We start from the raw sequence: 20,142 nt of genomic DNA, 5'->3' as shown, positions 1-20,142 counted from the left end.
GTGTGGCGCAGAAGCTGTCGGCGCGCTCTCGATACGAGGTGGACCGATGCTCAAGCAGAACTCGTCGCCCCCGCCGGACAGTCGGCGCACTCACGCCCCCGACGACGCAGGAGGACGGGATGACGCAGGACCGGATGACCCGGCACCGGACGCTTTTCCAGGACGACTTCCGGCACGGGTTCGACACGGCCGGGCGGTGGCGGGTGCCGCCGCTGGAGAAGGTGCTCACGACGTGTTCGCGCGACGGCCTGACCGTAACACCGGCGGGCGTCGACCCGGAGACGGGGCAGCCGGCCTTCTCCTGCTCCGCCGATCAGGGCGGGGGTGCGCCCGGGGCCGGTGACCACATCAAGTGGGTCGCGCTGATCGGCGGTTCGGGCTCCGGACGCACGGCGTTCGAGGTGCCCGCCGTCGGCAGGCTGGAGTGCTCGATGGCCCTGTCGGCGCTGAGCCTGGGCGGAGATCGGCACCCCTTCGGCGCTGCCGTCCGCGACCCCGACAGCGATGTGCGGCTCGCGACCGCCGTCATGATCACCATGGATCCGGTCAGCCATGTCGTGTGCGACTTCGTGCTGACCAACACACGGGTCTACGCACTGTACGAGCGGGTGCCCTCGCCCGGTTCGTCGTACGCAGCGTTCTCGTACGCCGTACCGGCGGCCGTTCGTACCCCCGGGCAGTGGCACGATCTGGCCATCCTCGTCGAGAACGACGGGCGGCGGGTGCTGTGGCGGGTGGACGGCGACGAGGTACTGCGCGTCGGGAGGCTGGGCCACCGGCTGCCCGACCGGCGGCACATGCTGCTCGACCACGGCGGCGAGGAGGGCGAGCCGGTCCGGCTGGGCGCTCTGGTGTGTGGGGTCGGGATGCTCACGATGCTCGACGGCGCGGGCCCCGACGGCCGGGGTCTGGTGCGGCTGGATCCCACGCCCGGACACTACTTCTCGCCGCGCCAAGGCGCCCCGTACCAGCAGGAGTTCATGGATGGCGAGGGCCTGGCGGGGAGCAGGTCGTGGGGTGCGGGCGCGGTGCTCAACCTGCGTGAGGTGGCGGTGCGGAGGACGGTTGACAGCGCGGGCGGCGCTGCCTAGATTTGAGTTACTTTGCTTTGAAAGCAAATAGACTGACGACGGAGGCCCCCATGAGTGAACAGCAAGCGGACAGCGGCCTGAGTTGGAACGAGCGGGTCATCAAGGAATTCCGGGCGAACAACGGCCGGGTGAGCGGCATGTTCGAGGGCGCGCCGATGGTGCTGCTGACGACCATGGGCAGGAAGACCGGCAAACCCCACACCAATCCGGCCATCTACTACAAGGACGGCGACCGCTACCTCGTCTTCGCCTCCAACGCCGGCCGGGACAAGAACCCGGACTGGTACCACAACCTTCTGGAGAGCCCCCAGGTCACACTGGAGATCGGCACCGAGGAGGGCGCCGCCAAACCCTTCGCGACGCGCGCCGAAGAGCTCAAGGGCGAGGAGCGCGACCGCTACTGGGAACTCCAGTGCACCATCGACCCCGCCTTCCGCGACTACGAGGCCAAGACCGACCGCACGATCCCGGTGGTCGCCCTGCGGCCACTGGATCTCAGCGGGGACAACGAACGCAGCCGCATGATCGGCCGGCAGCTGGTCAAGCACCACAGCGATCTGCGCGCCGAACTGGCCCGTCTGCGCGGCGGGTTGGAGCAGGCCCTGGGCAGTGACGGCTCGGACGGGCCCGGCGCCGCCGAGCTCACCGAGCAGCTGCGCGCCCGCTGCCTCACCTACTGCTACGGCCTGCAGATGCACCACATCCGCGAGGACGGCTCGTTCTCCGCGTTCGAGACCAGGTTCCCCCACCTCGTCCCGGCCATCACCAAGCTCCGCGAGCAGCACCACGTGGTGGAGAGCGCCCTGGCGGAGTTCGAGGAGGTGCTGGAGAAGGGCCTCACCGGTGACGGCGGCGACCTGGAGCGGCTGCGCGGCGAGCTGGACCGCGTCGTGTCCGGCCTGGAGGCGCACTTCGCCTACGAGGAAGAGACCCTGCTGCCCGCCCTGGAGGGCTGATCCTTGCCGGACATGCGCTACACGGTCCTGGGCCGGACAGGGGTCCGCGTCTCCGAACTCGCCCTGGGCACCATGACCTTCGGCAACGACTGGGACCTGCCCGAAGAGCTCCCCGGCACCCTCCTGGACCAGTTCGCCGAGGCCGGCGGCAATGTGATCGACACGTCCAACGAGTACGGGCACGGCTCGGCGGAGACCGTCCTCGGCGAGCTGCTGCGCGGTCGCCGGGACTCCTTCCTGCTCACCACGAAGTACACGCTCCAGATCCGTCCCGGCGATGTGAACGCGGCCGGCAACCACCGCAAGAACCTCGTCGTCTCCCTGGAGGACAGTCTGCGCCGCCTCGGCACCGACCACCTCGACATACTCTGGGTGCACGCCCGCGACACCCTCACCCCGGTGCCGGAGGTGATGCGGGCCCTGGACGACCAGGTGCGCGCCGGCAAGGTGCTCTACGTGGGGGTTTCCAACTGGCCGGCCTGGGAGATCGCCCAGGCCAACACCCTCGCGGAGCTGCGGGGCTGGACCCCCTTCGCGGCCATGCAGGTCCACTACAACCTGCTGGACCGCACCGTCGAGCGGGAGTTCCTGCCGATGGCGCACGCCTTCGACCTGCCCGCCTTCGCCTGGGGCCCCCTCGCGGACGGCCGGCTGACCGGGAAGTACCTCAGGGGCGAGGCGGGCCGCCTCGACAAGGTGCCGTGGGGCAGGCCGCGCGGCGAGGGCGACGACATCGTCCGGGAGGTCGTCAGGATCGCCGAGAAGAGCGGGCGCACCCCCGCCCAGATCGCCCTCGCCTGGCTCCGCTCCCGCCCCGGCACGGTGATCCCCGTCATCGGCGCCACCTCCGAGACCCAGCTGCGGCAGAACCTCGAGAGCGTCGACGTCACCCTGGACCAGGAGCAGTTGGTGGCACTGGACGAGGTGAGCGCGGTGCCGGCCGGATATCCGACGACCATGCTCCAGTTCCCGGCGATGACCCGGATGGTCTACGGCGAGCACTGGCAGCGCGTCGACGACCGGCGCACCACCACCGCCCGCGCGGTCGCGGACGACCTGTTCTCCCTACGGCGCTGAGCTCTCTCCACACAGCGGTGCGGGCCCCGTCCTCCTGGGACGGGGCCCGCACCGCTGCCGGACCGGACCTCAGCTCGTCGTGCTGATCTTGAAGTCGCGCACCTTCAGCGTGACGCCCTGACCCCAGAGCCGGTTGGACTCCAGGCTCTTGTCGTCGTGGAACTTCTGCGGGGCGGGCGCCCCCTTGGCCGGGTCGACGTAGAACCCCGGAGTGTCCTCCAGGCGCACCAGACCGGCCTTGTCCCGGTCGCGCGCGCCGCCACCGCCGTCCAGCAGGTTGCCGGTGCCCAGGGCGCACTGCACCGACGACATCTTGACCCGCTCCGGTGTGCCACCGTGGTCGATCCGCAGGTACTTGCGGTCGAACGCCAGCGTGCCGATGCGGTCGGTGGACAGCACCTTCTTCCCGTTGACCAGCCACGTCACCCGGTCGCCGCCCTCGTCGTAGCGGACCTGGAGACGGACCGGCTGGCCGGGGGTGCGCTTGGCGACCGGCACCGAGTAGTGGAAGGACGCGTAGGTGCTGTTCTCCACGGGCAGCCGCTCGTAGATCGCGTGGACCTCGGTGTTGGTGACCGAGAAGTTCGCCACCGTGTGCGACGCGTGATCCACCGTGATCACAGTGGCGCTGGCCAGGCGCGGGTCGGACTGCGGGTCGGTCACCGCCCTGCCGAAGGGGTGGTTCTCGGTGCCCTCCGTCTTCACGGACAGATCGGTGGTGCAGCTCCAGGAACCGGCCGCGGGGATCTCGAAGCCGTTCTTGGAGGACTCTCGCGGCTGGGCCACCCACTTGAGGTGGTCACCCGTGCCGCCGCCGAAGCCGGTGGCGTCCTGTCCCGTCGTCGCGGCGAACGCGGGGTGGCCCGTGCGCGGATTGCGACCCGTCGGCACGACGGTGATCCCGTCGGCGTTGGACGTCACGATGCCGTCGCCCTGGGCGAGTTCACCGGCCGGGGTGCGGGCCCGGCCCAGCAGCCAGGTCTGCTGGGCGTCGAAGCCGGTCCCGAAGTCGTCGTGGAACAGCACCTTCTCGGACCCGGGGGCAGCACCCCGGTCGGCGGCCTGGGCACCACCGGTCAACGTGAGGGCCGTGCACGCGGTGGCCGCCGCCACCACGCCGACCGCGATCCGCCGCGACCGGGCGAAGGGCCGACGGCCCGCTCCCGTCTCTACGGGCATGAGAACTCCTCCGTACGTCCAGTGCGCAGGCCGGATCGCTCCGCGCCGGCCCACCGTCGCGGCGGGACCTCGATTCCCGCTCGAACCGCCCGGTGCCCGCGTCGACAGCGGGTCCAGCGCTCTTCGAGGTGTGCTGCGAAGCATCCCGCGAGTACGGATCAGTTCTCCCGGACGTCCACGGAAAGGGCGGGACACGCATGGACGGCATGGATCCATACCTCGACATCTCCGACGAGGTGGCCACAGCACTCGAGGAGCAGCGGCCCGTGGTCGCCCTGGAGTCCTCCCTGATCACCGCGAGCCCCACGCTGGAACTGGCCCTCGACATCGAGAAGTCGGTGCGCGACGCGGGCGCCGTACCCGCCACGGTCGGCATCGCCGACGGGCGTGTGCTGGTGGGCATGGACACGGCACGGATCGAGCAGGTCAGGAGCGCCGAGCGGGTACAGAAGGTCAGCGCCCGCGACCTCGGAGTCGCCCTCGCAGGCGGCGGGCTCGGCGCCACCACGGTCGCGGGCACCATCGTGATCGCGGAGCGGGCCGGCATCGAGGTGTTCGCGACCGCGGGCATCGGCGGCGTCCACCGCCGGGCGCAGCAGACCTTCGACATCTCCCCCGACCTGCTCCAGTTCACCCGCACCCGGATGACGGTCGTCTCGGCGGGCGCCAAGAGCATCCTGGACGCCCGGCTGACCGCCGAGTACCTGGAGACGGCGGGGGTGCCGGTGTTCGGCTACGGCACGGACCGGCTGCCGCTGTTCTACGTGCGCGGCGGCGACATCCCGGTCCAGCGCGTCGACGACCTGCGCCTGGCCGCACGGGCCGTGCGCACCCACTGGGCACTCAACGGCGGCGGTACGGTCCTGCTGACCGTGCCGGTGGCCGAGGCCGACGCGGTCGACGGGGCGCTCGTCGAGGAAGCCATCGCCCAGGCGCTGGCGGAGGCGGACCGCACCGGTGTCACCGGCAACCGGGTCAGCCCGTTCCTGATGCGCGCGGTCTCCAAGGCGACCCGCGGCCGTACGGCGGCGGCGGGCCGTTCGGTCCTGCTGGGCACCGCCAGGACAGCGGGCGAATTCGCGGTCGGCCTCAGCGCCGAGCGCGCGGCGGCGAAGGCACAGCGGTGAGCGCGGCAGCGCTGCCCGGTGTGCGCGGCCTGGTCCTCGACCTCGACGGCACCCTGGCCGACACCCCGCAGGCCATCGCGACGATCACCCTCAAGGTGCTGGCCGCCCGGGGCGTCGCCACGGACGAAAGCGCCGTGCGCCCCCTGATCGGCAGGCCGCTTGAGCAGAACTTCGCGCAGCTGCTCGGGTGCGCGCCCCAGGACGCCGAGGTGACGGCGGCGGTCGCCGAATACCAGAGCCAGTTCCGCGCGCACCTGCAGGGAATCACCCCCGAGGAGCTGGCCTACCCCGATGTGCCGGACGCCTTGCAGCATCTGCGTACCCGGGGCGTCCAGCTCGGCCTCGCCACCTCCAAGCCGCGCGGCGCGGCGGAGCGGATGCTGCGCCTGATGGGCGTGTACGACCTGTTCCATGTGGTGGCCGGGCACGACAGCGTACGGCGCGGCAAGCCCGACCCCGAGATGGCCCTGCTCGTAGCCGACGTCCTCGGCCTCGGCCCCCGCCAGTGCGTCGTCGTGGGCGACGGCGTCGCCGACGCCGAAATGGGCCGCGCCGCCGGGATGCGGGTCGTCGGGGTGTCGTACGGGGTGGCCGACGCGGCCGAGCTGACCGCGGCGGGCGCGGAGCGCGTCGTGGACTCCTTCGGCGAGCTCGCCGCCCTCGTCACTCCCCTGGCCTGACCCCGACGACCTCGTACGGATCCCGTACGTGTCCCGTACAGATGAGGAGTTGAGATGACCCAGCCCACCACGGTGGACCCCACCGTCCTGTGGCGCGACGACTTCGCGGACGGCCTGCGGGCGTCCGGACCGGCCGCGCCCTGGCGGTTCGTGCAGGCCGATGCCGAGCATGTCGCTGACGACGCGGTCGTCACCACGGACGGGGACGGTCTGCGTCTGGTGTCGCGCGGGCGCAACCCCCGCACCGGTGAGCCCGCCTTCACCCGGACCGTGCCGCGCGAGAGCGGCGAGCCGGGCTCGATCCCCGGCTTCGCCGACCACGCCAAGTGGATCGCCTACGTCAACCGCCTGTCGGCCGCCGGTTTCCAGGGCTTCGACGCCGAGCCCGGCCGCGTCCTGTCCGTCGAGGCCACAGTGTCGGGGCGGACCTACGGCACCTCGGGACACCCCTTCGGGGACGCCGTCAGCGACCCGGACGACGATCTGCGGCTCGCCGGGTCGATGCTCAACAGCATCGACCCGGAGACCTCGGTCGCCTTCGACTTCATCCTGACCAATAAGGCGGTGCACGCCTTCTACGGGCGCACCAACTTCGCCCGGCGCCACCTCGGCGGCTACGGCTCGTTCGCCAACACCGTGCCCCTCGCCCGCCGTTCACCGGGCGACCGGCACCACGTCAAGATCTCCTACGATCGCGCGGCCGGCACCGTGCGCTGGATCCTGGAGGGCGAGGTGGTCCTGACCGTGGACCGCATCGGCTACCCCCTCGGCCGGGACACCCTCACCCTCGACGAGGGCGGTACCCCGGCCCTGGTCGAGCCACGCCAGCTCAGCTTCGGCATGGGCATGCTGAGTCTGCTCGACGGCTCCTGGCCGACCGGCAAAGGACTGGTCCGCCTCTCCCGTGCCACCACGTACTACCGGCCCGACCGGGGCGCGCCGGTCGAGCAGTCCTTCGTCGACGAGGACAGCCGCGACGCCGGCCGGCTCTTCGGCCAGGGCGCCGAACTCACCGTCAGCGGCTTCACGGTGAGCAGCGCTCCGGCGCCGTAACGGTTGTCTCAGCGGTAGTACGCGAGCGGGGCCGCCGGTGTCGCACCGGCGGCCCCGCTCACCTGCGCGCCCTCACGCGTTCGTTGCGGCGCTCCGCGCGAGGGAGGCGGCTGCGAAGCGGCGGGCGGCGGGCTCCCATTGGAGGACCGCGTGCCCGGCTCCGGCGTTGGCGTCGCGCCAGAACCGCTGGAGCCGGGCATGCACGGACTGCGCACCGGTACCGCCGGTGCGCTGGAGCAGGTTGACGGCGTCGAGCAGCAGGTCCACCGCGGCGACGTGGTCGCGCTGGGCGCGTGCGCCCGCCCACGGGTCGGCGAGCAGCCCGCGGTCGGCGTCCGCCGCCGCGCGGGCGAGCAGCAGCTCGGCCGCGTCGGTGAGGGCGGTGCTTCGGGCGAGGTCGAGCTCGACCGCACCGCTGCGGTCCGGCCCGGGGCGGGCGGCCCGCTTGCGCACGACCGCCCGCGACCACGCCTCGGCCGCACCCCGCGCCGCTCCGAGGACCGGCGCCGCGAAGGTCAGGCCGCTGACGTTCTGGAGGGGCACGCACAGGCTGTCGGGCGCCGTGCCCGGTGCGCGCCCCGAGGCCAGTTCGTCGCGCAGGAAGGAGTGCTCCCGCGGGACGAACACCTCGTCGAGGACGACGGTGTCGCTTCCCGTGCCGCGCATCCCGACCGTGTCCCAGGTCCGCTCGATGTCGTACACGGACCGGGGCACGAGCAGGAAGCGCGCCTCCGGGCCGCCTGCGGGTGTCGGTACCTGGGCGGCGAGCAGGGCGAAGTCGGAGGCGTGCACGCCGCTGACATAGGGCCAGCGGCCTTTGAGGAGCCAGCCGCCGGGTGCGGCCTCGGCATGGCCGCCGGGCACGAGCGCGCCCACGACCAGCGCGTCGGGCCCGTCCGCCCAGACGGTCCGCTGCCCCTCCTCGGGCAGGAAGCCCGCCATCCGCGAGAGCGTCGCCGTGACGGAGGCACACCACCCGGCGGACGGATCCTCCTGGGCGACCTGTGCGACCGCGTCGAAGCAGGGCAGGAAGCCGCCTTCGTGGCCGCCCCAGCGGGCGGCCACGAAGTGGCGGGCGAAACCCGCGCCTCGCAGGGCCTCGTGCACCTTGGGGTGCAGACGGCTGTCCCGGTCGCCCTCGTGGGCGTGCTCGGCGGCCAGCGGCGCCACCTCGTGCGGACGGAGTGGGCCGGACTCGGCCGAACTGGACTCGGTGGCCACGGGGTTGGTGATCGTTTCGGACAACGGGGGCTCCCCTCGGGGGTGTCGCGGCACGGCCTGCGACGAACGAAGGGCCCGAGCGTCGGCCGCGCGGGTCGAAAGTGCCTTGACGAGCGCTCGACAACCGCCGACCGGCCCCGTGCGGTCCCGCCTCGCCCGCCGCCGGCGTACGCACAACGGTCTCCCCGGTCGTTGGAGGGCGACCGGGGAGACCGTACGGACCGCGTCGGGGGACGCCGCGGACCGTGTCCTTGGGTGTCAGTCCGACGCCGGGGGCGCGGTCACGCGCTGCGACCCGGCGGGCGCCGACTCGTCCTGCCCGTCGGCCTGTTGTGGGGGTTTGGGGGCGGACACAGGCCCGAAGACCAGGCGTCCGGGCGGCAGGATGAGCGCGGCCGGCGCGGCCAGCACCCAGAGGATCACCACGGTGACGAGACCGGCCACGGCCGCGTCCACGGAGTTGCCGTTGTCGTCGAGGTGTCCGAAGAAGACCGTGCCGACGACGGCGATGCCGGTCGCGACGCCGATCTGGATCGCCGTGTTGACGAGTGCGGCGGCGGCTCCCGCGTGTCGGCCCGGCGTCTTGGCCAGGACGGTGGTGACGAGTACGCCCGAGGTCATCGAGACCCCGAGGCCGGCGAGCAGCAGTCCGGGAACGATCTGCCAGGAGTGCAGGCCCGTGTCGTAGCGCTGGAACGCCGCGAGGACCAGTGCCATGCCGCCCGCGGCGAGCAGCGAGCCGACCACCGCGACCGGCCTGCCGAACTGGCGGATCTTGGGTGCGAAGGGTGTGAACAGGCCGACGCCGACCGCGAACGGCACCATGCTCAGGGCGGTGTGCAGCGGCGAGTAGCCCAGGCCGCTCTGGAGGTGCACGGTGATCACCAAGGTATAGCCGGTACCGGCGAAGAACAGTACGGCCACCAGGAGGCCGCCCAAGGGGGCACGCTCGCGCAGGAGTTGGGGGTCGATGAGCGGGGCGTGGCCGCGGCGGGTGACACCGCGTTCGTACCGCGCGAACACCCACAGCAGCGCCGGGCAGGCGGCCATCAGCGCGAAGCTCCACCAGGGCCAGCCCAGGGTGCGTCCCTCGACGAGCGGGTAGAGCAGGGCCAGGACGGCGGTGGTGGCGATGGCCAGTCCGGGGATGTCAGTGGTGGCGGCGTGCTCGGCCCGCGAGTCGCGGCACAGGTAGTGCGTGGCGATGAGCGCGGCGATGCCGATGGGGATGTTGACGAAGAAGATCGGCCGCCAATCGAGGTCGAAGAGGTCGGCGTTGAGCAGCAGGCCGCCGATCAGCGGACCACCGACGCCGCCGATGGAGAAGTTGAGCCCGAAGATCGCCGCCGCCTTGGACTGCTCGGCGGGCGGGAACTCGACGCGCAGCATGGCGAGCACCTGGGGCACCATCAGGGCCGCGGAGGCTCCCTGGGCGATCCGGGCGGCCACCAGCATCTCGGGGTTGACCGCGAGGCCGGTGAGCGCGGAGGTGACGGTGAAGGCGGCCAGGCCGAGCTGGAAGATCCGCAGTCGGCCGAACCGGTCTCCGAGGCGGGCCGCGGTGATCATTCCGGAGGCGAAGGCGAGTACGTAGCCGGCGATGGACCACTCGAGCTGGGTGCTCGACGCGTGCAGTTCCCGCCTCAGCGAGGGCAGCGCGACATTGATCACGGTGGTGTCCACCAGATCCATGAAGACCGCCGACAGCGTGACGACGAACGCCGCCCACCGCCGGGGGTTGAACTCGGGTGCGGCGGTGGTGGGAGATGAGGCTAAGGACATGGGCCATCCCTTTCCTGAGCAGGCCCGGAGCGCACGTGTCCGGTAGGGTGGACGAACAATCAGAGAGTTTGCTTTGAAAGCAAAGCTATAAGGGGGTCGGCGGGATGTCAACGGAGCGCGAGGCGGAGCGAAAGCGGCAAGCCGCCCGGGAGACCGGGATGAGCAGAGACGACGCGATCCGGGCCATGCTCGTACTGATGCCGCGTGTCGCACAGCGGCTCAAGCGCACCACCGTCCCCGAGCAACTGCGCTCGATGAACCTGGCGCCGCGTCACCTCTCCCTGCTCTCCCACCTCGTCTTCGACGGCCCGGCCCTCGTCAACGAACTCGCGGCCCGCCTGGAGGTCGCGCCCACCACGGTGAGCCTCATGGTCGCGGACCTGAACCGCCAGGGCGTCGTCGAGCGCAAGGCCGACCCCTCCGACCGGCGGCGCACGATCGTCTCCCTCACCGAGGACCCGGAGACCCGCGGAGCCATCAACAGCTGGCTCGCGCGCGGCGCCGACGCCTGGGAGAAGGCCCTGGACCCGCTCACCCCGCAGGAGCGGGCCATGTTCGTCCGCACCATGGAGGCGTACGAGAGCGGGGCCTCCGGCGTGACGGAGTGAGCCGGCCCGCCGCCCGCCCGGCCGAGCACTTCTGCGGCACGTCCGGCCGAGCCCGGCTCCGGTGCGAACGGGTCGGCGACCGAGCCGTGCTGGAGCGGGATTCGAGCCCCCGCCTCTGAGCTGTGCGCGGGAACGGGCACCGAGCCCGTTCCCCGGACCGCCGGGAGGGCGCATGGGGCACGGAGTACTGGTCACCGGGGCCACCGGGACGGTGGGCCGCCAACTCGTCGGGCGGCTGCTCGCGCACGGCGTCAGGGTCCGCGCCCTGTGCCGCGCCCCCGAACGCGCGGCGGCTCTGCTGCCCGGCTGCGTGGAGATCGTACGCGGCGACCTCACCGACAGCGCCGTCCTGGAGTCGGCGCTGCGAGGAGTGGACGCCGCCTTCGTCCTGCTCGCCGAGGACGCGGGCCAGGCGTTCGCCCGCGCCGCGCACCACGCGCCAGGGCTGCGCCAGCTCGTCGTCCTCTCCGCCGACGCCCCGCAGGGGCCGGGCTTCGACAACCCGCTCTTCGCCAAGCACATTCACGGAGAAGCCCGCCTGCGGGCCACCGCTCTGCCGCTCACCGTGCTGCGGCCCGGGCCCTTCGCCTCGCTGGCCCTCCAGTGGGCACCCGCCCTCGCGGCGGGCGACGTGGTCGGCGTCGTCCACCCCGACCTCGCCGTCCCGGTGATCGATCCGCGCGACATCGCCGACGTCGCGGCCACCGTGCTCCTCGGGCCCGCGCCTTCGGGCGTACGGATCCTGCCGCTCTCCGGACCCCAGGCACTCGACGTCCACGCGCGCGTCCACGTCCTGGGCGAGGTGCTCGGCCGCTCGCTGAAGGTGGCCCGGATCACGGAGGGGCAGTGGGTACGCCTGGCCGCCGGCCGGCTCCCCGAGACCTACGCCCGTCAGCTCATGGAGGTGGAGCGCTACTTGATCGAGCGCCGACTGCCCGTCGTGGCGAGCGTACGGGAGATCACCGGATCGGCACCGAGGTCCTTCCGCACCTGGGCCCAGGACCACGTGGCAGCATTCAGCGCCCCCGACCGGGCGACGTCATTCGAGGAGGCATCATGAACACCGCAGTACACGACACGGACACCACGGCGGCGGCAGCGGCCACCGACCCCGCCCGCTCCGGGCTCTACGCCGAGGTCCAGCTGTTCTACGCCCGCCAGGCGCACCTCCTCGACGCCGTCCGGGCGGAGCCGTTCGCCCGCACCTTCACCCAGGACGGCGTGTTCGCGCACTCCCCCGGCATCCCCCCGGCCCGCGGACACGCGGGCATCGCCCAGGAGGTGCGCGAGTACAACGAGCGGCGCTTCAAGTCGGCACCCGTCCAGCGCCGGCACTGGTTCAACATGCTGGACGTGCGGGAGCAGCCGGACGGCAGTGTGCACACCGAGTTCTACGCACTCGTCGTGACCACCCGCCCCGGTCAGCCCCAGCCGGTCATCTCGCCCAGCTGCGTGGTACGGGACGTCCTGGTCCGCGAGGACGGCGAACTCCGCACGCACAGCCGTAAAGTGACGCAGGATCAGGAACTCTTCGACTAGGGCCTGCCCCACGCACGGGGGTGGCCGGGGACGCGAGGTCCCCGGCCACCCCCGTGCCGTCCGCTCCGGCCTGCCGATCAGCCGGCTTCCCGCGGCGGCCCCGCCGCCTCGACTGCCGCGATCACCGCGTTCTGCGCCCGGTCCCGCCAGGCGGCAAGCGGCTCGTACGCATACGGGCCGAACGCCTCGTCCGCCTGTCTCAGCATCGTCTCCACCGTGAACTCGTCCACCGGGGGGTTCCCCAGACCGGCCCAACTGCGCTCCAGACCCTGGCCCAGGTGCTCCATCAGATGGCGCAGACCGCCGGGACCACCGCCGAGGTGGAAGGCGCGGAACGGGCCGGCGACCGCCCAACGGGAGCCGATGGACGCGGTGACGATCTCGTCCAGCTCCCCCACCGTGACCACGCCCTCGCGCACCAGGTGGATGCTCTCGCGCAGCAGCGCCGACTGCAGCCGGTTCGCGACGAAGCCGGGAACCGCGCGGCGCAGCACCACGGGCTTCTTCCCCAGGAAACGGTAGAAGTCCACAGCCGCCTCGATGTCCGCCGGTCGGGCGTCCTCGGCGGCGACGACCTCCACCAGCGGCACGATGTGCGGAGGGTTGAACGGATGCCCGACGATCACCCTGCCCGGCTCGTCGAGCGCGGCGCCGAGATCGGCGGGCAGCAGGGTCGAGGTGGACGAGAGTAGCAGCGCGTCGGGGGCCGCGTCGGCCACCCGGCGAAAGACGTCCTGCTTGAGCGCGAGGTCTTCCCGCACGTTCTCCTGCACGACCCGCGCCCCGGCTGCCGCCTCTTCCACCTTGCCACAGAACGTGAGCCGCTCGGCCAAACGCTCCGGCGCGACCGCGCCGCCGGGCAGGGACCGCGCGTACAGGTCGAGCGCGGCTCCCACGTGCTCGCGCGCGTCCGCTCTGGTGCTGCTGATGCGGACGTCGAGCCCTTTGGCGGCGAACAGCGCGATCCAGCCGAGGGCGATCGTCCCGGTGCCGAGGACGGCAACGGTGCCGGGTACGGCCGCCGGGCGCGGCGCGGACCCGCTCATCACGCGGCCTGCCGTCGTGGCGTCGGGCCCGAGCCCAGCACCTGCTGGTGGAGCCGCTGCACCCGTGGCGACGGCTCCACCCCCAACTCACTGACCAGCGTGGAGCGCAGCCGCTGGAAGGCCTCCAGAGCCCGCCAGGTGTGCCCGGCCCGGTGCAACGCCGTGATCAGATGGCCGCAGATGATCTCGTTGAGCGGATACTGCGCGGTCAGCATCAGGAGCTCGCCCAGGATCTCGCCGTGCCGACCGAGCCGCAGATCGGCCTCGATACGCAGCTCATGGGCGCGCGTCCGGGCCTCGTTCATCCCGATGATCTCGGTCTCCAGGATGGTGCCCGCGGGGACGTCGGCCAGTGCCGGCCCCTGCCACAGATCGAGCGCCTCACCCAGGAGCGCCGATGCCTTCGCGTCCTCCCCGGCCGCCAGGGCTCCGCTCCCCGCCGCCGACCGTTCCTGGAACGTGCCGAAGTCGAAGCCCACGACTGGCCCGTTCAGCTGATAGCTGCCGAACCGGGTGGCGAGCACGTCCTTCGCGGACAGTTCCGGCCGGTGGCGAATGGCCGTGGCGACCAGGCGGCGCAGCTGGAGCACGTAAGTCTGCAAGGTGGTCTGGGCGCTGCGCGGAATGTGCTCGCCCCAAATCTCTTCCATCAAGGTGGGTACCGGGACGATCCGCCCCGTGCGCAGCGCCAGAACCGCGAGCAACTGCCGGGGCTTTCCGGCGCTGGGCACGATCGAAACACCATCTATTTGGACGTTCAGCGGACCCAATACTTCGATTTCCATGCGAGGGCCTCCATATGGGAATTGCTGACGCCCTCAAGTGTGGCACGAGGGTTCATGGAGATCCCAGTGAGATGTTCATGGAATCACAGGAGATATTCATGGTTTGAACGGTCAACCAGCTGAATCACCTGGGGAATCGACCGGGTCGGGAGAATCACAGGAGCCCGAACTCCTGAGCCGTCCTGATGGCGTCGATGCGATTGCGCGCGTTGAGCTTGCTCACGATAGTGGTGAGGTAATTGCGCACGGTACCCACCGACAGATGCAACTGCCGGGCGATCTGACCGGCGTCATGGCCGTCGGCGGTCAGCCGCAACACCTCGGTCTCGCGCGGAGTGAGCAACCGCGCCTCCGGGTCCAGTGCGCTCAGCGCCAGCCCCGAGTCGAAAACCCGCTGGCCGGCCACGATTTTGCGGACCGCGTCGGCGAGCTCGTCCGGGGGCGCGTCCTTGAGGACCAGCCCGTCCACCCGGCCGTCCAGGGCCCGGCGCAGCACCGCGGGCCGGCCGATCCCGGTCAGGACGAGAATCCGGCATTCTGGAAGGCGTTTGCGTAATTGCTCGGCGGCGGTCAGACCATCAACACCCGGCAGCTCGACGTCGAGAACGGCCACGTCCGGAGTGCTGCGCAGCGCGGCGGGCACGATCTCATCGCCTCTGCCCATCTCGGCGACCACGGTGAAATCCTCTTCCAGCTCCAGCAGAGCGACCAGCGCTCCCCGGACCATGTGCACGTCTTCGGCCACCAGCAGGCGTATCACGAGTGCCGTCCCCCCTGTGTCGTCGTCCGCGCCCGCCCCCCGTACCGCCAGCCCACACTACTCCCGCGCCAGTGGATCACTAGGGGCGACTCTCGGCCAAAACAATCCAGCGGAGCAGGAGTTCGACCCAGCGGCGTCACCGAGTACGCCTCAAGGGCTCCTCGACCGGCCGCTCCGACGCTGAGGCGCTTCCCAATCCGACGGATACCGAACGCTGAAGTGGAGAGGGTTTGATGCGAACCGTCAGGACTGCCCCTCATGCGGATACCGGCGGCGCCGGGGGGCACAGCAGAATTCTCGGAATCGGCGGATATCGCCCCCGCCAGGTGGTCGCCAACGCTGAGCTGTGCGAGGCGATCGACTCCACCGAGGAGTGGATCGAGACCCGCTCCGGCATCCGCGAACGCCGCTTCGCGTCGAAGGACGAGACGCTGCACTCGATGGCCGTCGCAGCCGCCGAGCAGGCCCTCATGCGGGCTCGCGTCGACCCGATGCTGATCGACCTCGTCATCCTCGCCAGCATGTCCCAGCTCGACCAGACCCCACCGCTGTCGGTGCGCGTCGCCCACTCCATCGGCGCCCGGGCGGGCGCGGCACTCGACCTGTCGGCCGCGTGCGCCGGCTTCTGCCACGCCCTGGCCCTCGCCTCGGACGCGGTACGGGCGGGCAGCGCCGGACACGTCCTGGTCATCGGCGCCGAGCGCATGACCGACATCGTGGAGCGCACCGACCGGGGCAGTGCCTTTCTCTTCGCCGACGGCGCCGGAGCGGTGGTCGTCGCAGCCGCGGACGCACCCGGTATCGGCCCTGTCGTGCGGCGCGCCGACGGCGCCTACAGCGAGGCTCTGCGGATGACCGCCCCTTGGGGCGACAGTACAGGCGCACGGCCGTGGATGAGGATGGACGGCCGCAGGATCTTCCGCTGGGCGATGGACGAGGTGGCGCCGGCGGCGTCCGAGGCACTGCGCGCCGCGGGCGTGACACCCGACGGGCTCGGCGCCTTCGTCCCGCACCAGGCCAACCTGCGGATCATCGACCTCATGGCGGAACGCCTCGGCCTGGGTGCCCGTACGGCCATCGCCCGCGACGTCGTCCGCATGGGCAACACCTCCGCCGCCTCGATCCCCCTCGCCCTGGAGACCCTGCTCACCGAAGGACACGCGGCCTCCGGCGACACGGCCCTTCTCGTCGGCTTCGGTGCCGGGCTCAACTACGCCGCCCAGGTGGTGGTTCTGCCGTGACCGAGAGCAACGCGGCCGTCCGTGCCACGGCCACCGACAGCTTCCGCTCCGCCATGGCGCGCTGCGCCGCCGGAGTAGTGGTGGCGACCACGCGGGACACTGCCGGTCTGCCCTGGGGCTTCACCGCCACCTCGTTCTGCTCCGTCTCCCTCGAACCGCCGCTGATCCTGGTGTGCGTGGCACACAGCGCCAGCGGTTACGGGGCGTTCACCGAATGCGGTGAGTTCGCGGTGAGTGTCCTGCACGAGGACCAGCAGGAGGTCGCCACCCGCTTCGCCCGCAGCGGCGCCGACAAGTTCCTGCCCGAGGAAACCACGACAACCCCCGCTCTGCTACCGGCGGTTGCCGACGCGCTGTGTGGACTGGACTGCCGGGTACACGCCCGGTACGAAGCGGGTGACCACCTCATCCTGGTTGGGCAGGTCACGGATGTACGCGTACGGAACGGAGCGCCCCTGGTCCACCACGACCGCGCGTTCCGTACGCTGCGCCCCTAGGAACGGTGAGGCGCCCGCGCGTGCCACTCCTGGAGTGAGCGCACGGGCGCTCCGTCCAACGACCACCGCAGGGCGTCGATGCCTTGGACGGCGGCGGCCAGGGCCTGGACGGTGGTCAGGCAGGGGACGCTGCGGGCGACGGCGGCGGTGCGGATCTCGTAGCCGTCGAGGCGGCCGCCGGTGCCGTAGGGGGTGTTGACGATGAGGTCGACCTGGCCGTCGTGGATGAGCTGGACGATCGTCTTCTCACCACCCGGGCCCTCGCCCTCGGACTGCTTGCGCACGACGGTGGCGTTGATGCCGTTGCGCTTGAGGACCTCGGCGGTGCCGGAGGTGGCCAGGAGCTCGAAACCATGGGCCACGAGCTCACGCGCCGGGAAGATCATCGAGCGCTTGTCGCGGTTGGCGACCGAGATGAACGCACGGCCCTTGGTGGGCAGCGGGCCATAAGCACCCGCCTGCGACTTGGCATAGGCAGTCCCGAAAACCGAGTCGATACCCATGACCTCGCCGGTCGAGCGCATCTCCGGACCCAGCACGGTATCGACACCGCGGCCGTGGATGTCACGGAAGCGGCTCCAGGGCATCACCGCCTCCTTGACCGAGATCGGCGCGTCCAGCGGCAGCGTGCCGCCGTCACCCGTCTTCGGCAGCAGGCCCTCGGTCCGCAGCTCGGCGATGGTGGCACCCAGGCTGATCCGGGCGGCGGCCTTGGCCAGCGGCACCGCGGTCGCCTTCGAGGTGAAGGGCACCGTGCGCGAGGCGCGCGGGTTGGCCTCCAGCACGTAGAGGATGTCCCCGGCCATCGCGAACTGGATGTTGATCAGGCCGCGCACGCCCACACCCTTGGCGATCGCCTCGGTGGAGGCACGCAGCCGCTTGATGTCGAAGCCGCCGAGCGTGATCGGGGGCAGCGCGCACGCCGAGTCGCCGGAGTGGATGCCGGCCTCCTCGATGTGCTCCATGACACCGCCGAGGTAGAGCTCGCTGCCGTCGTAGAGGGCATCCACGTCGATCTCGATCGCGTCGTCCAGGAACCGGTCGACCAGCACCGGACGGGTCGGGGAGATCTCGGTGGACTCCGCGATGTAGGACTGCAGGCGCGCCTCGTCGTAGACGATCTCCATGCCGCGCCCGCCCAGCACATACGAGGGGCGCACCAGCACCGGGTAGCCGATCTCGTCCGCGATCGCCTTCGCACCCGCGAAGGCAGTGGCGGTGCCGTGCTTGGGAGCGGGCAGCCCGGCCTCGGCAAGGACCCGGCCGAAGGCGCCGCGGTCCTCGGCGGCGTGGATGGCCTCGGGCGGGGTGCCCACCACCGGGACGCCGTTGTCCTTGAGGGCCTGCGCCAGGCCCAGCGGGGTCTGCCCGCCGAGCTGGACGATGACGCCGGCGATCGGGCCGGCCAGCGACTCGGCGTGCACGATCTCCAGCACGTCCTCCAGAGTGAGCGGCTCGAAGTAGAGGCGGTCGGAGGTGTCGTAGTCGGTGGAGACGGTCTCCGGGTTGCAGTTGACCATCACCGTCTCGTAGCCCGCCTCGCTCAGGGCGAAGGAGGCGTGGACGCAGGAGTAGTCGAACTCGATGCCCTGGCCGATCCGGTTCGGGCCGGAGCCCAGGATGATCACCGCGGGCCTGGTGCGGGTCGCGACCTCGCACTCCTCGTCGTAGGAGGAGTAGAAGTACGGCGTCTTCGCGGCGAACTCGGCGGCGCAGGTGTCGACCGTCTTGTAGACCGGGCGCACGCCCAGGGCGTGGCGCACCTCGCGGACCACGTCCTCGCGCAGGCCCCGGATCCCGGCGATCTGGGCGTCGGAGAAGCCGTGCCGCTTGGCCTCGGCCAGCAGCTCGGGCTCCAGCTTGGCGGCGGCGGCCAGCTCGTCGGCGATCTCCTTGATCAGGAACAGCTGGTCGACGAACCACGGGTCGATCTTCGTCGCCTCGAAGACCTCCCCGGGGGTGGCGCCGGCCCGGATCGCCTGCATGACCGTGTTGATGCGGCCGTCGGTCGGGCGTACGGCGGTGCGCAGCAGCTCGTCCTTGTCGCCCGCCTCGCCGGTGAAGGTGAACTGCGAGCCCTTCTTCTCCAGGGACCGCAGGGCCTTCTGCAGCGCCTCGGTGAAGTTGCGGCCGATGGCCATCGCCTCGCCCACCGACTTCATCGTGGTGGTGAGGGTGGCGTCGGCCAGCGGGAACTTCTCGAAGGCGAAGCGCGGGGCCTTGACGACGACGTAGTCGAGGGACGGCTCGAAGGAGGCCGGGGTCTTCTCGGTGATGTCGTTGGGGACCTCGTCGAGCGTGTAGCCGATGGCCAGCTTCGCGGCGATCTTCGCGATCGGGAAGCCGGTGGCCTTCGACGCCAGCGCCGAGGAACGCGACACCCGCGGGTTCATCTCGATCACGATGATCCGGCCGTCGGCCGGGTCGATCGCGAACTGGATGTTGCAGCCGCCCGTGTCGACGCCGACCTCACGGATGATCGCGATACCGATGTCGCGCAGCCGCTGGTACTCCCGGTCGGTCAGCGTCATCGCCGGGGCCACCGTGATCGAGTCACCGGTGTGCACACCCATCGGGTCGAAGTTCTCAATCGAGCAGACGACGACCACGTTGTCCTTGGTGTCGCGCATCAGCTCCAGCTCGTACTCCTTCCAGCCCAGGATCGACTCCTCCAGGAGCACCTCGGTGGTCGGCGAGAGCGTCAGGCCCTGACCGGCGATGCGGCGCAGCTCCTCCTCATCATGCGCGAAGCCGGAACCGGCACCGCCCATGGTGAAGGAGGGACGCACCACCACCGGGTAGCCGCCCAGGGTGTCCACACCCGCCAGGACGTCGTCCATCGAGTGGCAGATCACCGAGCGGGCCGACTCGCCGTAACCGATCTTCGCCTTGACCGCCTCGACGACACCCTTGAACAGGTCGCGGTCCTCACCCTTGTTGATCGCCTCGACATTGGCACCGATCAGCTCGACACCGTACTTCTCCAGCACCCCCTGCTCATGCATGGAGATCGCGGTGTTCAGCGCGGTCTGCCCGCCCAGCGTCGGCAGCAACGCATCCGGGCGCTCCTTCGCGATGATCTTCTCGACGAACTCGGGGGTGATCGGCTCCACATACGTGGCATCCGCGATCTCCGGATCAGTCATGATCGTCGCCGGGTTCGAGTTCACCAGGATCACCCGCAGGCCCTCGGACTTGAGGACACGGCACGCCTGGGTACCCGAGTAATCGAACTCCGCAGCCTGACCGATCACAATCGGACCGGAGCCGATCACCAGGACGGACTGGATATCGGTGCGCTTAGGCACGGCGGTGGTTCCAGTAGGTTGAGGCCGACGGGTCGGGCCTGCGCTTCAGGGGATCGCGCAACAGCCGTACCGCGAGGCCGACCGGGGTGACGACCAGCAGATAGACGATGGCGAGCAGCGTCGAGGCGAACACGCGGTTTGCGGGAGCCATGGAGAGAGCCTTTCATTCGAGCTTCCAGCTTCGAGCCACGA

19 protein-coding genes are annotated in these 20,142 nt (G+C 71.0%); 11 read left to right on the top strand and 8 right to left on the bottom strand.

Translation table 11 applies throughout. From position 1 onward, the window contains the following. Positions 1–119 precede the first annotated feature (119 nt). The 3 genes from QIY60_RS26500 to QIY60_RS26490 are packed head-to-tail and all read left to right on the top strand — an operon-like array spanning position 120 to position 3,124. Positions 120–1,091, top strand: coding sequence for a DUF6081 family protein (locus tag QIY60_RS26500; RefSeq protein ID WP_283144692.1), 972 nt, complete (start codon positions 120–122; stop codon positions 1,089–1,091). A gap of 50 nt (positions 1,092–1,141) precedes the next feature. Further along, positions 1,142–2,047, top strand: a complete 906-nt coding sequence (locus QIY60_RS26495; RefSeq protein ID WP_283144691.1) for a nitroreductase/quinone reductase family protein — start codon at positions 1,142–1,144, stop codon at positions 2,045–2,047. A gap of 12 nt (positions 2,048–2,059) precedes the next feature. Then, the gene (locus tag QIY60_RS26490) at positions 2,060–3,124 is read left to right on the top strand and encodes an aldo/keto reductase (protein ID WP_283144690.1); all 1,065 of its coding nucleotides are present in this window, start codon (positions 2,060–2,062) and stop codon (positions 3,122–3,124) included. A gap of 69 nt (positions 3,125–3,193) precedes the next feature. Here the strand turns inward: QIY60_RS26490 and QIY60_RS26485 are convergent, their stop codons facing one another. Then, positions 3,194–4,303 (bottom strand): DUF6081 family protein, encoded by a 1,110-nt coding sequence (locus QIY60_RS26485; RefSeq protein ID WP_283144689.1) that lies wholly within the window; start codon positions 4,301–4,303, stop codon positions 3,194–3,196. Between the two features lie 206 nt (positions 4,304–4,509). Between QIY60_RS26485 and QIY60_RS26480 the strand changes: the two genes are divergently transcribed. From QIY60_RS26480 to QIY60_RS26470, 3 genes are read left to right on the top strand one after another with little or no spacing between them, the layout of a single operon-like run. Further along, the gene (locus QIY60_RS26480) at positions 4,510–5,430 is read left to right on the top strand and encodes a pseudouridine-5'-phosphate glycosidase (RefSeq protein WP_283144688.1); all 921 of its coding nucleotides are present in this window, start codon (positions 4,510–4,512) and stop codon (positions 5,428–5,430) included. Beyond that, positions 5,427–6,110 (top strand): HAD family hydrolase, encoded by a 684-nt coding sequence (locus QIY60_RS26475; protein ID WP_283144687.1) that lies wholly within the window; start codon positions 5,427–5,429, stop codon positions 6,108–6,110. The genes QIY60_RS26480 and QIY60_RS26475 overlap by 4 nt, the downstream gene beginning before the upstream one ends. A 54-nt stretch (positions 6,111–6,164) precedes the next feature. Next, the gene (locus QIY60_RS26470) at positions 6,165–7,163 is read left to right on the top strand and encodes a DUF6081 family protein (RefSeq protein ID WP_283144686.1); all 999 of its coding nucleotides are present in this window, start codon (positions 6,165–6,167) and stop codon (positions 7,161–7,163) included. Between the two features lie 72 nt (positions 7,164–7,235). On the opposite strand, the gene QIY60_RS26465 is transcribed toward QIY60_RS26470, so the two are convergent. Both QIY60_RS26465 and QIY60_RS26460 read right to left on the bottom strand, forming a co-directional pair. Then, complete coding sequence (locus QIY60_RS26465) at positions 7,236–8,408, bottom strand: hydrolase (protein ID WP_283144685.1); 1,173 nt, start codon at positions 8,406–8,408, stop codon at positions 7,236–7,238. A 234-nt stretch (positions 8,409–8,642) separates the two neighbouring features. Next, positions 8,643–10,166, bottom strand: a complete 1,524-nt coding sequence (locus QIY60_RS26460; protein WP_283144684.1) for an MFS transporter — start codon at positions 10,164–10,166, stop codon at positions 8,643–8,645. Positions 10,167–10,324: 158 nt separating this feature from the next. On the opposite strand from QIY60_RS26460, the gene QIY60_RS26455 reads away from it, so the two are divergent. From QIY60_RS26455 to QIY60_RS26445, 3 genes are all read left to right on the top strand, one after another. Continuing rightward, on the top strand, positions 10,325–10,774 hold the full coding sequence (locus QIY60_RS26455; protein ID WP_283144683.1) for a MarR family winged helix-turn-helix transcriptional regulator: 450 nt from the start codon (positions 10,325–10,327) through the stop codon (positions 10,772–10,774). Between the two features lie 172 nt (positions 10,775–10,946). Further along, a complete protein-coding gene (locus tag QIY60_RS26450; protein WP_283144682.1) occupies positions 10,947–11,834 on the top strand; it encodes an NAD(P)H-binding protein in 888 nt (295 codons plus the stop codon). Beyond that, positions 11,831–12,313, top strand: coding sequence for a nuclear transport factor 2 family protein (locus QIY60_RS26445; RefSeq protein WP_283144681.1), 483 nt, complete (start codon positions 11,831–11,833; stop codon positions 12,311–12,313). The genes QIY60_RS26450 and QIY60_RS26445 overlap by 4 nt, the downstream gene beginning before the upstream one ends. A gap of 77 nt (positions 12,314–12,390) precedes the next feature. Here QIY60_RS26445 and QIY60_RS26440 read toward each other — a convergent pair whose 3' ends face one another. The 3 genes from QIY60_RS26440 to QIY60_RS26430 form a co-directional block, all read right to left on the bottom strand. Continuing rightward, positions 12,391–13,359, bottom strand: coding sequence for a 3-hydroxyacyl-CoA dehydrogenase NAD-binding domain-containing protein (locus tag QIY60_RS26440; protein WP_283144680.1), 969 nt, complete (start codon positions 13,357–13,359; stop codon positions 12,391–12,393). After that, a complete protein-coding gene (locus QIY60_RS26435; RefSeq protein WP_283144679.1) occupies positions 13,359–14,144 on the bottom strand; it encodes an AfsR/SARP family transcriptional regulator in 786 nt (261 codons plus the stop codon). Before QIY60_RS26435 ends, QIY60_RS26440 begins: the two co-directional genes overlap by 1 nt. A 154-nt stretch (positions 14,145–14,298) precedes the next feature. After that, positions 14,299–14,904 (bottom strand): response regulator transcription factor, encoded by a 606-nt coding sequence (locus QIY60_RS26430; RefSeq protein ID WP_283144678.1) that lies wholly within the window; start codon positions 14,902–14,904, stop codon positions 14,299–14,301. 233 nt (positions 14,905–15,137) lie between these two features. On the opposite strand from QIY60_RS26430, the gene QIY60_RS26425 reads away from it, so the two are divergent. Further along, complete coding sequence (locus QIY60_RS26425; RefSeq protein ID WP_283144677.1) at positions 15,138–16,145, top strand: beta-ketoacyl-ACP synthase 3; 1,008 nt, start codon at positions 15,138–15,140, stop codon at positions 16,143–16,145. Continuing rightward, positions 16,142–16,642 carry a flavin reductase family protein gene (locus tag QIY60_RS26420; protein WP_283144676.1) on the top strand — a complete coding sequence of 167 codons (501 nt, stop codon included), beginning with the start codon at positions 16,142–16,144 and terminating at the stop codon, positions 16,640–16,642. Before QIY60_RS26425 ends, QIY60_RS26420 begins: the two co-directional genes overlap by 4 nt. Here the strand turns inward: QIY60_RS26420 and carB are convergent. Both carB and QIY60_RS26410 read right to left on the bottom strand, forming a co-directional pair. Beyond that, positions 16,639–19,950, bottom strand: a complete 3,312-nt coding sequence (gene carB, locus QIY60_RS26415; RefSeq protein WP_283144675.1) for a carbamoyl-phosphate synthase large subunit — start codon at positions 19,948–19,950, stop codon at positions 16,639–16,641. The genes QIY60_RS26420 and carB overlap by 4 nt on opposite strands. Next, the gene (locus QIY60_RS26410) at positions 19,943–20,101 is read right to left on the bottom strand and encodes a hypothetical protein (RefSeq protein WP_283144674.1); all 159 of its coding nucleotides are present in this window, start codon (positions 20,099–20,101) and stop codon (positions 19,943–19,945) included. Before QIY60_RS26410 ends, carB begins: the two co-directional genes overlap by 8 nt. Positions 20,102–20,142: the final 41 nt, after the last annotated feature.

Source organism: Streptomyces sp. BPTC-684, assembly GCF_030028635.1.
GTDB classification, from domain to species: Bacteria; Actinomycetota; Actinomycetes; order Streptomycetales; family Streptomycetaceae; genus Streptomyces; species Streptomyces noboritoensis.
This window is presented reverse-complemented; position numbering and strand designations above follow the sequence as displayed.